This window comes from Mycobacterium sp. E735, from assembly GCF_001666955.1.
Taxonomy (GTDB): domain Bacteria; phylum Actinomycetota; class Actinomycetes; order Mycobacteriales; family Mycobacteriaceae; genus Mycobacterium.
Genome location: NZ_LZIX01000061.1, coordinates 1 through 12,128, shown reverse-complemented (window position 1 = coordinate 12,128; position 12,128 = coordinate 1). Strand labels below are relative to the sequence as shown.

The 12,128-nt window shown below is 67.1% G+C and carries 12 protein-coding genes and 1 pseudogene; 6 read left to right on the top strand and 7 right to left on the bottom strand.

Features of this window, described 5'->3' with window-relative positions:
- The first annotated feature begins 26 nt into the window (after nt 1-26).
- Nucleotides 27-659, top strand: a complete 633-nt coding sequence (locus A5704_RS04760; RefSeq protein ID WP_067887620.1) for a heme oxygenase (biliverdin-producing) — start codon at nt 27-29, stop codon at nt 657-659.
- 30 nt (nt 660-689) lie between these two features.
- Here the strand turns inward: A5704_RS04760 and A5704_RS04755 are convergent, their stop codons facing one another.
- On the bottom strand, nt 690-1,751 hold the full coding sequence (locus A5704_RS04755; RefSeq protein WP_067887610.1) for a hypothetical protein: 1,062 nt from the start codon (nt 1,749-1,751) through the stop codon (nt 690-692).
- A gap of 41 nt (nt 1,752-1,792) precedes the next feature.
- Nucleotides 1,793-3,226, bottom strand: coding sequence for an FAD-binding oxidoreductase (locus A5704_RS04750; protein WP_067887607.1), 1,434 nt, complete (start codon nt 3,224-3,226; stop codon nt 1,793-1,795).
- 243 nt (nt 3,227-3,469) lie between these two features.
- Between A5704_RS04750 and A5704_RS04745 the strand changes: the two genes are divergently transcribed.
- On the top strand, nt 3,470-4,153 hold the full coding sequence (locus A5704_RS04745; RefSeq protein WP_067887602.1) for a GAP family protein: 684 nt from the start codon (nt 3,470-3,472) through the stop codon (nt 4,151-4,153).
- Between the two features lie 52 nt (nt 4,154-4,205).
- Nucleotides 4,206-4,976, top strand: coding sequence for a class I SAM-dependent methyltransferase (locus A5704_RS04740; RefSeq protein WP_067785253.1), 771 nt, complete (start codon nt 4,206-4,208; stop codon nt 4,974-4,976).
- A 10-nt stretch (nt 4,977-4,986) separates the two neighbouring features.
- On the opposite strand, the gene A5704_RS04735 is transcribed toward A5704_RS04740, so the two are convergent.
- Together A5704_RS04735 and A5704_RS04730 are read right to left on the bottom strand one after the other, a co-directional pair.
- Entirely contained in the window at nt 4,987-6,222 is a 1,236-nt protein-coding gene (locus A5704_RS04735; protein WP_067750696.1) for an osmoprotectant NAGGN system M42 family peptidase, read from the bottom strand.
- A 222-nt stretch (nt 6,223-6,444) separates the two neighbouring features.
- The gene (locus A5704_RS04730) at nt 6,445-6,867 is read right to left on the bottom strand and encodes a hypothetical protein (RefSeq protein ID WP_231968791.1); all 423 of its coding nucleotides are present in this window, start codon (nt 6,865-6,867) and stop codon (nt 6,445-6,447) included.
- A 397-nt stretch (nt 6,868-7,264) separates the two neighbouring features.
- Between A5704_RS04730 and A5704_RS04725 the strand changes: the two genes are divergently transcribed.
- Nucleotides 7,265-8,011, top strand: a complete 747-nt coding sequence (locus tag A5704_RS04725; RefSeq protein WP_067750691.1) for a sensor domain-containing protein — start codon at nt 7,265-7,267, stop codon at nt 8,009-8,011.
- Between the two features lie 10 nt (nt 8,012-8,021).
- On the opposite strand, the gene A5704_RS04720 is transcribed toward A5704_RS04725, so the two are convergent.
- On the bottom strand, nt 8,022-8,903 hold the full coding sequence (locus tag A5704_RS04720; RefSeq protein ID WP_067750688.1) for a CoA ester lyase: 882 nt from the start codon (nt 8,901-8,903) through the stop codon (nt 8,022-8,024).
- Between the two features lie 128 nt (nt 8,904-9,031).
- Here A5704_RS04720 and A5704_RS04715 point away from each other — a divergent pair, with 128 nt between their 5' ends.
- Entirely contained in the window at nt 9,032-9,955 is a 924-nt protein-coding gene (locus tag A5704_RS04715; RefSeq protein WP_067887599.1) for a class I SAM-dependent methyltransferase, read from the top strand.
- Between the two features lie 8 nt (nt 9,956-9,963).
- Here A5704_RS04715 and zwf read toward each other — a convergent pair whose 3' ends face one another.
- The gene (gene zwf / locus A5704_RS04710; protein ID WP_067750681.1) at nt 9,964-11,469 is read right to left on the bottom strand and encodes a glucose-6-phosphate dehydrogenase; all 1,506 of its coding nucleotides are present in this window, start codon (nt 11,467-11,469) and stop codon (nt 9,964-9,966) included.
- 166 nt (nt 11,470-11,635) lie between these two features.
- Between zwf and A5704_RS04705 the strand changes: the two genes are divergently transcribed.
- Entirely contained in the window at nt 11,636-11,818 is a 183-nt protein-coding gene (locus tag A5704_RS04705) for a hypothetical protein (RefSeq protein ID WP_067785244.1), read from the top strand.
- Here the strand turns inward: A5704_RS04705 and A5704_RS04700 are convergent.
- Nucleotides 11,815-12,128 (bottom strand): annotated as a pseudogene (locus tag A5704_RS04700) (hypothetical protein); the annotation flags it as partial. The gene A5704_RS04705 and the pseudogene A5704_RS04700 sit on opposite strands and share 4 nt — an antisense overlap.

The following is a 12,128-nucleotide window of genomic DNA, read 5'->3' as shown; positions in this document are numbered from 1 at the left end:
AATCGCCAAGGTAATCTGAGCAGGACATGCGCCCGATTGACAGTCCAACCCGCGGCCGATTGTCGATCGCGATGAAGGAGGGGTCGGCGGCCGAACACGTCGCCGCCGAGCAGAGCGCTTTCATTTCCGAACTGCTGGCCGGCCGGGTGACCGCGCGCGGCTATTCCGAATATCTGCTTCGGCTACGCGTGGTGTACGCCGCCCTCGAGGATGCCATGCGGGCCTGTCGCAAGGACCCCATGGTCGCCGCCGTGTACGACCCGGCATTGGAGCGCGTCGCGGCCATCGACGCCGATCTGCGGCACTGGCGCACCGACGGCACGCGGGATGTCGACTCCCCCGCCGCGACCGCATACAGCGAGCGGATCGCCGCGCTGGCGTGGGGTGGCTCGCTTCTGGCCCACCACTACACGCGCTACCTCGGAGACCTCTCCGGAGGCCGGATCATCCTCCACGCCCTCGATCGCGCATTTGATCTTCGCGGCGTCGGGGTCGCGTTCTACGAATTCCCCATGCGGCCCAAGCCGTACAAAGACTCCTATCGTGCCCGCCTTGACGCGCTCCGCCCGAGCGCGCGCGACGTCGATCGCATCGTCGCCGAGGTCAGAGTGGCCTTCGGGTTGAATCACGCACTGCTCGACGAACTCGCCGGCGACTAGCGCCGGCGCTGCCGCGATCGCGCGAGGCGCCTAGATGGGGCCCGGCAGCTCACCCAGCTCGGTCAATTCGGCGTGGACCGAACCGATAGCCGCGCGGTACTGGTCGTCAGTGAGCGATTTGTTGTAGTAGCGGTTCATGCGCAGCTGGTATTGGAGATCCCTCAGCCGGCGAATGCGCTCCAGCCTGGCGGTGTCGCTCGCCGAGAACTTCAATTGCTCGGCGGTGATGCAGCCCGCCATGACCTGCTCGATGGGTTCGAGCCGGTATCCGCAGCCTTCGAGGTACTCGAAATACGGCTTGAGGTATGGGCGTTCCCCGGCTCGCCAGTTGCCGCGGACGGCGTTCCACTCGAACGCGGAAAGAACCATCGCCAGGGTCACCACCGCCGGGCGGGTGTCGAAATCGGTTGATAGCTCGAGGTTCTCGTATCGCGCTTCGTCGGTCGTCAACAGTTGCGCGGCCACATCCATGCTGGCGGGGCAGTGCCGATCGGCCAGGTAGTAGAAGTTCCGGGCGATGAACGCCTCGGTCCCGGGCGGCGGCGTGTGCCGCGAGAGGATAATCGTGCGAATCCAGTCCCGGCGCGCGGTAGCGATCGCGGCGGCGCGTCGATTCAGCTCATGCACCAGGGTCCAATCGGTATTGGCCTGTGCCGCGGCTTCGGACTGCAGCTTCGTCGGCTGGGCGCCGGTGTAGGTGGGGCCGGCCGTCAGTTCGCTGAGTGCCAGGGGGCGCGCCATATCCCAGGTCAGGTAGCGGACGTAGACGTCGAGGTCCGGGATTCGCGCCCAGCGGGCCAGCTCGCCCAACGTCGTCTTGCCTGACGCGAATCTGCAGATGTGGGGTTCTTGTTTGAGGTCATCGCGGGTGTAGATCGCGCCGAGCTCGCGTCGACGCCCCTGGTCCTCGGTGTCGACCTCGACGATCCACCCGGCCGGGCCGGCGATTCCCGGTACATAGCGGGTGATCTCAACCAGCAGGTCGTCGACGGTGGCCGACTCGGGCATGACCCAGAAGACCCGATGGGACTCGACGTCGTCGCCCATCGCCACGCTGTCGCGATCCAGCGTCACATTTACCGTGTCGGTCATGCTCGGGATTATGTCCCGGCGTCAGACGCGTACGCCATTCACTAGAAGTTGAGCCCCGAGAACATGATTCGGCCGGGATCGTACTTTTGGCGCACGGCGGCCAGCCGGGACAGGTTCGAGCTGAAATAGCGTGAGGCTGGTTGGTTCGCCTCGATGTAGTTGACGTATCCCCCGACCGAGTGCGGTTGCACGGCCTGGTGCGCGGTGTTGAGCCAATTCGTCGCCGCCGTCGCGTCGCCGGTCTCGACGTACCACTGCACCAGCGCGTACTGCCGGCGCCACGGGAAGGCCGTCGCGCCCGGTGCCACATCGGCGAGGGCGCCGTCCAGCGCGTGCATGATCGCCAACATTCGGCCTGCCCCTCGGGGAAAGGCGTTGACCGCCTGGGCGATGCCCTGGGCGGTGGCCGCATCGACGACGGGCAGCACGTCGGATCCACCGACGTATCCCAGTGGTGCCGGGTTGAGGTTCCCGACGGCCAGGTACCTCACCAGGTCCAGGTAGTTGAACGTGTGATTCTCGGTCCCCGTCGGTTGGACGCCAACGGCTTTGGTGATGTTCGCGCCGACGGCGGCGCCCGAACCGGCCGGGCACGTCGCCATGATGCGGCAATGCGTTCCCATCGGGTCGACGGTGGCATCCGCCAGCGCCCAGCTGTTCCGGTCGGCGGTGCGAAGCCAGTTCTGCCAGCCAACCAATACCTGCGCGAGCGCCTCCGCCGGGAAGTTGAGGTTGACCACGTCGAGATCGGTGGTCGGAAACGTCGCGAACGTCAGCGCCGTCGTGACGCCGAAGTTGCCGCCGCCGCCACCGCGCAACGCCCAGAACAGGTCGGGGTTGCTGGCGTTGGACGCGGTCACCGCCTGGCCGCCGGGCAGCACCACCGACGCCGACACCAGCTGGTCGCAAAGCAGCCCCGCGTGCCGGGAGTTGGCGCCCAATCCCCCACCCAGGGCGTGCCCGGACGCGCCGACCGACGGGCACGTGCCCGTCGGGATGCCCCGGCCGGCGCCGGCCAGCGTCTGGTGCATCGCGTACAGGCTCGTCGCGGGCGTCACCGTCACCTGCCCGGTGGCGGCGTCGTAGTTGACGCCCCCGGGCAGCTGACGCAGGTCGATCACCATGACGCCGTTCGCCGTGGACGCCCCGATGTACGAATGCCCGCCGCTGCGCGGGGCGACCTTCAGGTTGTGGGCCGCGGCGAACGCCATGGCCTTCTGCACGTCAGCTGCGGACGTAGGGGTGACGATCGCGGCGGGCGTCGAGCCGTTGTAGTTGGTGTTGAACACCTGCTTCGCCGAACCGAACGCGCCGTTGTCCGGTAGTAGCACCTGCCCGCCGATAGCGGTCGACAGGCCCTCCCAGCCGGTGGGATTCGGCGCGGCGGTGGCCCGGGCAGAGCCGAAAACCGCGCCGGCGGCCAAGGCTCCGGCGGCTCCCCGCAGGAACGTCTGGCGGGATATTTCACGCGCCATTGCCGGGCACCCACGTCTGCCTCATGCCCCGCATTGTCAAACGCGCGCCGACCAAAGCCGCGGTGCCCCGTGCCGTGTGACCGGATCGAGATCGATACGAGCCGCGCCGGTGATGCACAAACGCGAGCGCCCCGGACCGCCTCGGACGGACACGCCGCCCAGCGACTCGTATTCTCTTGCAGCATGACCGCCGCCTCGATGTCCGCGCCCGGCAAGCGCACCCGGTAGGCGGGGTCCAAGCGCGTGGGTGCTCTCGTGGTGGCGCTTGCCGGTCTGGCGCTTCTCGACTCGTTGAACGTCCTCAACGTGGGCGTGGTCTCGGCGGTCGTCTTCGACAGCCGGTTGCGCCGCCGGTCGCCGGTTCCGGGCGCCCTGAGCTTTATCGCGGGCGTGTTCGTCGTGACCACCACGTTCGGGCTGTGCACGGTTCTGGGTCTCAGCTTCTTGACCCATGTCGTCGGCTTCCACCTGACACCGGCCATCCGGTTCGGCGGCGAACTGGCGCTCGGCCTGCTGCTCACCGGCCTGGCATATTTCCCGCTGACCGCACAATCGTCGGCGCCGGGTTGGGCGCTGGCGGCGATGCGGGAGCGTCCCTGGCTGCTCGGATTCCTCGGGCTGGCGGTCGGTAGTGGACAAGCGCCAACCGCCATTCCGTATCTCACCGGCTTGGCCATGCTCGCGGCTTTGCACCCGCGACCGCCGCTCTGGCCATTGGCCATCATCGTCTACTGGGCGATCGCGCTCTCGCCGCCGTTGCTGATCCTTGCGCTGTCGATGAGAAAAACCATGCGGGCCAAGCGTATTCAGCGTCGGCTGGTGCGCGTACTGACCCGTTACGGCCCGATGTCGGTGCGGCTGTTGTTCCTGGTCTTCGGAATCGGGTTGGTGGCCGACGCGCTAGTCAATCACAGCGCGCTGTGGTGAGACACAACTCTTTCTCATCTGTTGCCCAGCGAGCGGGCTTACCTTGGCGGATATGACCGATCGCCAGGAACGCGCGATGTCCTTCGGCTCGATCGCCGAGGACTACGACGGCTTTCGTCCCCGACCTCCGGAAGAAGCGGTGCACTGGCTGGTGCCGCCCCGCTGCGATGTGGCAGTCGACCTGGGTGCGGGTACCGGTCTGTTCACCCGGGCGTTGCTGAGCAGGGCGGCGGAGGTCATCGCAGTGGAGCCCGACGCGCGCATGCGCGCGGTGCTCACCGGGCGCTCGCCCGAGGTGCGTGCCGTCGAAGGCACCGGTGAATCGATCCCGCTCCCCGATGCGGCCGTCGATGCGGTGTTCGTCTCGTCGGCATGGCACTGGATGGATCCTCGGCGCGCCGTTCCAGAGATCGGCCGGGTGTTGCGTGACCACGGACGATTCGGCCTGATTTGGACCAGCCGAGATCGTGAGGTCGATTGGGTCCGCGACCTGGACCTGCTTCCGGGCGAGGACACACCCGAGTCGGAATCCCCCGACCGCTTCCGCCGGCGACACGAGAACGTCGTGCTCCCCGATCCGCAGATCTTTCACAACGTTTCCCGCGAGACGTTCACCTTCGCGCGGACCATGACGATCGACGATGTCGTCGCGATGGTCGGCACGTACAGCAGGGTGATCATCGCGTCTGCCGACGAGCGTGCGGCGCGACTGGCCAATGCCCGCGCCGCCTTGACCGCGCGCTTCTCCGGCGCCGAAGCGATCGAGGTCCCGATGAAGTCCCGCTGCTGGCGCGCGGACCGAATCCCCCGCGGCTGCCGATAGGCGCCGCGCCTCAGGCCTGGGGCCCCTCCGACGGGGGCCAGTGCGAACCCGGCGACGCCTCGCCGGGCGAATCGTGTTCGCCACGAGCCAACGGCACCCACCGCTCGCTGGGGGCGGGCTGCTTGGAAGACGGGAAGTCGCGCAGCTTGCCCGACGGCTTGGCGTCCCACTTGGCGAACGTCAGTGGCGTCTGCAGCCAGGAGTGCAGCAGGCAGTACACCGCCTGCAACGAATCCAGATGAGTGCGCTCCCAGCCATGGCTTCCGTCGAGCCCGAACCCGACGAGTGCCGCGCGGGTGCCCGCACCCGCCTCGATCGCCGCGGCGGCGTCGGAGCGATAGAACCGGAATACGTCTCGCGCGCAACGGATGTCCTGCTCTTCGGCGAGCCGGCACAGTTTGCGCGTCAGGTGATAGTCGAACGGACCGTGCAGGTCGGCCATCGGTATCGTGACGCCGTCCTCGATGGAGTGTTGGCCCGGCGCGCACACCGCGTTGTCCACCGAGACCAATTCGGCGACGTCGGCGGGCAGGCCGTGGCTCGCCCCGTGGCCGACCTCCTCGGTGATGGTGATCATGACCATCGTGCGGTGCGGCAGCACCACTTTGTTCTCGGCGAAATTCTTCGCCAGCGCCAGCGCGATCGCCACGCCCGCCTTGCCGTCGAGGTGACGGGACACGATGTAGCCGTCGGCGGTCAGTTCCGGGCTGGCGATCAGCGCGACGAAGTCGCCGATCTGCAGCCCGAGACGGACCAGGTCCTCTCGCGAGTGCACCTGGCGGTCGACGCGGACCTCGACGTGTTCCCAGTCGGTGGGCTGCAGGTCGATCTCGTCACCGAAAGCGTGCCCGCTGGCCTTGAGCGGCAGGACGGTCCCGGTGATGAACTCGTCGGGATCGTCGGAAAAGATTCGCACCCGGGCGCCCGCGGCGAACCGGGCCGAAAAGGTGCCGACCGGTATCACCTCGAGACGCCCGTTGTCCTTGAGCCGACGGACCATGCACCCGATCGTGTCGGCGTGAACCACCAGCGCGCGGTCCGTCGTCGCCGACTCCCCCGGCAGCTCGGCGGTCAGCGCCCCGCGTCGCGTCAGCGAAAACGGGACGCCGAAGCCATCGAAGATGTCACCGATGAGCTGCATCACCGCGTCCGTCCGGCCCGCCGGACTTGGCGTCTGCAGCAGCGCGAGCAGCGTGTCGACCATCCACGTGCGGTCGGCCTCGGCCATGGCCGTGGTTTGGCGCACGGTATCTCCTCTCGAATCACCCGGGGACCGAATCAACCTACCGCGTGGCCGCCGTTGATCGACTGGCCCGGGCCGCGGGACCCGCGCCGTAAGAGGCGCGGCCGTCCTCCGCTGCCATCACGGTAGAGCACTTCGGATCCACGCGCCCGTTGGCGCAATCGGATTCGGCCACGCGAAGACGCGGGGCTTAGCCGACCACGCGCTGGACAGACGCGGCCGGCGTCAAGGGTTCACGTTGGGGCAGGCCTGCTTGATCCAGTTGGTGATCAAGTCCCTGTTGCTGTTCAGATCGGCATCGTTGGGCTGTGCGCCGCCGGTGGTGACGAAGTGCTCGATGGCGGCCTTCACGCTGTCGGGTGGGCCGTACTTCTCCAGTGTGTCGGCGTACTTGCGCGCCTTCTCCGGGTTGTTGGCCACCATCAGGTTGTCCTTGGCGAAGGAGATGTCGAGGCAGGTGGATTGGTCGAACGACTGAGGCTGCGCGGAAGACGGCGCCGGCAAAGTCGGTGACGGTGACGGCGCCTGCGAGCTCGGGGTCGCCGATTGACTGGTCGAGGAGGCCGTCGGCGACGAGTCGTTCGAGCATCCCGCTGCGATGATCGCGATCGCGACCAGTCCTGCGCATCTCATTCGGGCTCGCCGCATCGGACACTCCTCCGTCCCCCGAAGATGTGTTTGCTGCAAGCACCCTACCGGCCCGCGTATCGGATCGAAGCGGTTTGTGGGGTCTTCTTCACCTCATCGACACGTCGTGCGACAAGCGGACGGGCCATGAACCGCCCCTTTGTTGACCTAGGAAACCCTTGATCTGCGAACGCTTTCGTCACGCGGCGTCGTCCCGCGGGTGCGGTTCCGGTGTCAGATCGCCGAGTGTCCACGCGGGCTCAACCCGGAACAGCGGCTAAGTGCTGAACCGTTGAAGACTTTGCGACGAATCACGCAATTTGCTGTCGAAGCGGTTATGCTTCCGTCCACCTCTGAGCATCGGGCAGCGGATGCGCCGGTCGCGCGGGGGCCCGACGGCACGAAGGGTGAGCAACACATGCGCCAACTGACGACCGCGATGTCCGCCGCCGCCATCGGGATCCTGGTTGCCGCGTGCGGCGGCAGCAACGGCGGTGCTCCCGGCTCCTCGACCACGACGTCCACCAGGCCGCCGGTCGCGCAGGCGGCGCTGCCGGGCTTGCTGCTTACGTCCGCGGACCTCGACAGCGCCCTGGGCGCCACCGGATCGAAGAGCAAGGAAAAGAACGACAAGCTGAAGGACGACGCCGCGAAGCAGCCGTGGCCCGCGGGCTGGAAATTCCCCGACGACTGCGTCTACGCGATCGGCCCCGGGCAGGCTCCCGTGTATGCCGGTAGCGGCTACACCGCGGTAAGCGGCGACGACGAAACTGCGTCACTTCCCCCGAATTCCAACGAGCCGGACCCCGAGGTGGAACAGGTGCTGGTGCTGTTCCCGACCCCCAAGGAAGCCAACGCCTTCTACGCGACCTCGGCGCAGCGCTGGCCGGCCTGCGCCAACCGGCAGTTCACGACTCCGGCCGGGCAGGACACCCCGGAGACGGGCTGGCAGGTGGGACCGGTCTCCAACGACAACGGCACGTTGAGCACCACGCTGACGATGACAATCCGCGACAACGGCAACGTCCTGCTCACCATGACCGCTCAGCGGGCGCTGACGGTCCGCAACAACGTCGCGATCGATGTCAGCGCGATCCGCAAGGATCCCGCCGACTTGGCCGTCAAGCTCGCCGGTCAGATCGCGGGCAAGGTCGACAAGCAATAAGCCAGGACGGCTACGACGCGGATGCCACTTCCTCGATGATCTCGGCGAGGGCGAGGATCCGTTCGGCGTTGCGGACGTGCAGGCTCTCGATCATGCGACCGTCCACCGTGATGACACTCGTCCCCGCCGCCCGCGCCTCCCGGTAGGCCGTCACCACCTTGCGGGCGTCGGCGAGTTCCCGCTCCGATGGACCGAAAAGGTCGTTGGCGGGCCCGATCTGGGACGGATGGATCAAACTCTTGCCGTCGAAACCCATTTCGCGGCCCTGCCGCGCCTCGGCCCGAAAGCCGGCCTCATCGGTGATGTCGTTGAACACCCCGTCCAGGATCACCTTCCCTGCCGCCCTGGCCCCCAGCACCGCTAAGGACAACGCGGGGACGACGGGCGCGCGACCGGGCACGTGCAGGGCATGCAGGTCGTTCACCAGGTCGTTGGTGCCGATCACCAGCGCGGCCAATCGGTCACTGGCCGAGGCGATCTCTTCGGCCCGCAGGAAGGATCGCGGCGTCTCGATCATCACCCACAGCTGCAACGAATCCGGAGCGCCCAGCCTGCCCAAGGTCGCGGCCAGCGCCCGGACCTGCTCGCCCGACTCGACTTTGGGCACCAGCACGCCGTGTGCGCTCGTACCGGCCACCGCCGCCAGGTCCTCGTCGTGCCACTCGGTGTCCAAGCCGTTGATGCGCACCACGACCTCGCGGGGCGCGTAGCCGCCCGACGAGGCCGCTTCGCACACCGTCGCCCGCGAATCGGCTTTGGCGTCGGGCCCCACGGCATCTTCGAGGTCGAAGATGACCACGTCCGCGGGCAGCGATTTCCCCTTCTCCAAGGCCCGCGGCTTGTTGCCGGGCAGGTACAACGCGGAGCGGCGCGGGCGCAGGGTCGGTGCCATCGAGTGATTCGCTTCCTGTCGTCGGGCTCAACGGGTGCGTGGTGAGCGCGGCATAGGCAGAAAGTACCCTTCGGTCTTGGCGGTGTGATCGCGCAGGCGATCCGCGGGGATACAGGAGGGAGCGGCGAGTGTCATCACTTGGTTCGGCACGCACCGAAGGCGACAGCTGGGACTTGGCCTCCAGCGTCGGGGCGACCGCGACGATGGTCGCCGCGTCCCGCGCGCTGGCCTCCCGCGGGCCGGATCCGCTGCTCGATGACCGGTTCGCCGAGCCCTTGGTACGCGCGGTCGGGCACCCCTTCTTCGTCCGCATGCTGGACGGCGAAATCCCGCTCGACGACGACGATATGCCCTTCACCCTGCAGCAGCGTCGCGAGCAAATAGCCGTGCGCACCCGGTTTTTCGACGACTTCCTCACCTCCGCGAGCGGAGCCGGCATACGTCAGACCGTCATCTTGGCCGCCGGACTCGACGCCCGGGCATACCGGTTGGCTTGGTCGCCGGGCACGGTGGTTTACGAGGTCGACCAGCCCGAGGTCATCGCCTTCAAGAGCGACACGCTGGCCCGCCTCGGCGCCGAACCGACCGCCGAACGGCGGACCGTGGCTGTCGACCTGCGCGACGATTGGCCAACGGCGCTGCGCGACAAAGGCTTTGACACGTCGGTGCGCACCGCCTGGATCGCCGAAGGCCTGCTTCCCTACCTGCCGCCGCAGGCGCAGGACCGGCTGTTGGACAACATCACCGCGCTGAGCGCGCCCGGTAGCCGGCTGGCCACCGAGAACATCAGGGACATGGCCGTGTTCACCGACGAGCGAGCCCGGGCGATGCGCGCCGCGTGGCGCAAGCACGGACTGGACATCGACGTCGCCGACCTGGTGTGGCACGGGGAGCGCCACCCCGCCGGGGAACGCCTGGCGGCCACCGGCTGGGTGGTCACCCCCTACCCCACCGAGCAGCTATACGCCGACCACGGCTTCGTCATGCCGGACAACGAGATCATCAAGCGGTTCCGGCACGCCATCACCTACATCAGCGCCGAGCTGGGCTGAATGCGCTCCTAGCGGTCGGGCTTGGCGTCGCGCCATTCCCGTTCGAACGGCAGCCGCCACGCGTTCGGCGCGATCAACTGGTGAATCGCGTTGGGGCCCCACGTGCCCGGCTGGTACATCTTGGCCGGCGGTGGGTCGTCGAGCAGCTCCTGCGAACGCTCCCACAGCGATTCGATGCCCTCGGCGGTATTGAAAAGTGTGTGGTCACCGCGCATCGCGTCCAGGATGAGCCGTTCGTACGCCTCCAGCACATCGACGACGGTGTCGATCTCCTGGGAGGAGAACTGCATGGACAGCTTGTCCAGCTTCATGCCGGGGCCCGGCCGCTTGCCGTAGAACGACAACGACACCTTGGAGTTGTCGGCCAGGTCGAACGTGAGGTGGTCGGGACCTTGAGTCCCCACCCCCGAGCCTGGCGGGAACATCGTTCGCGGCGCCTCCTTGAACGCGATCGAGATGATCCGGATACCCTCGGCCATCTTCTTGCCGGTGCGCAGATAGATGGGCACGCCGGCCCAGCGCCAATTGTCGATGCCGACCTTGAGCGCGATGAACGTCTCGGTGTCGGAATCCTTGGCCACGCCTTTTTCGTCGCGGTATCCGCCGTATTGGCCGCGTACGACGTTGGAAGGCTTGACCGGCAGCATCGACCGGAACACCTTGTTCTTTTCTTCGCTGATGGCAAAGGGTTCCAGCGCCGTCGGCGGCTCCATCACCACAAACGCCATCACCTGGAACAGGTGGGTCACCACCATGTCCTTGTAGGCGCCAGTCTCCTCGTAGAAGTTAGCCCGCTGATCCAGGCCGAGGGCTTCGGGGATGTCGATCTGAATATGGTCGATGAAGTTGCGGTTCCAGATCGGCTCGAACAGACCATTGGCGAAGCGGAACGCCAGGATGTTCTGGGCCGCCTCCTTGCCCAGGAAGTGATCGATCCGAAAGATCTGGGATTCCTCGAACGTTTCGTGCACGAAGTCGTTCAGCGCGACCGCGCTCGCCAAATCGGTTCCGAACGGTTTCTCCATCACTACACGCGAGCGGTCGACGAGTTTCGCCTCACGCAACATGGAAATGACTTCTCGCGCGGCCTTCGGCGGCACCGACAGGTAGTGCAATCGCCTGACCTTGGGGCCCAGGTTGGCTTCGGCTTCGGCGACGGCCTCCGCCAGCGCCTCCGGCCCGCGGCCCTGCGGAATGTAGGTGATGATCTTCGCGAAGTTGGCCCATTGTTCGTCCGAGAGCTTGTGGCTACCGAACGAATCGATCGCCTCTTTCGCGATCTCCCGGAATTCGTCGTCGCTGATGTCTTCCAACGACGTCGCGACGATTTGGATGTCCGGTGCAAGCTCGGACTGGTCCAGATAGGCCAGCCCGGGGAGCAACTTGCGTTTCGCCAGGTCCCCCGTCGCGCCGAACAGGACGATGACGTGCGGGTCGAGCGATTCGGTTTCGTGACGGTGCGGACGCCCACCGGCCGCCGGGTACGAGATGGTCTGCGGTTTCTTATCGGCCACCCCTGCGATACTTCCATCGCCGCGGCGTTATGTCGCGTCCCTCACTCCCCGGGCCCCTTCAACGCGGCGTTTGCCGCCTGGGGATGGCAGGATCACACTCCACGGCCGGTTACCGTCCGGCTGACGGGGTATGGGGTACCGGCGGGGCGGTACCCGACCACAGTCGATGGAAAGCGATATGACGAGACCGGACAAGGACCTACGGGGTCACTCGGAGGAGCTGGAAGACATCGTTGACCAGCTCGAGGAGAAAGTCGCCGACGATCGTGAGGCCGAAGGCGTCGCCGGCAAGCCCAGCGACCGCGAGCGCGCCCCCACTCGAGGCTCCACGGAGGAGCCGCCCGACTAAGGCCTGACCGCGGACGGCGCGCCGAACCAGGCGTCGAGCGCGTCCCGAAGCCCCGCACCGGTGGAACCGCCCACCCAGGCGACATGTCCGTCCGGCCGGATCAGCACCGCATCAGGGGCCTCGACCGCGCCGAGCGCCGGAAGCTCCCAACCACCGGCGTATTCCGCGTCGATCGTCTGGACCCGGCCGATATCGAATCGGCCCGGCTCACCGAGGTTGAGCAGCACCGGCCGGGCGCGGTGTAACAGCGAGTAGACCCGCAGCGGGCCGTCGGCGCTGACGACGTCGAGATCGGGCATTCGGCGTCCGA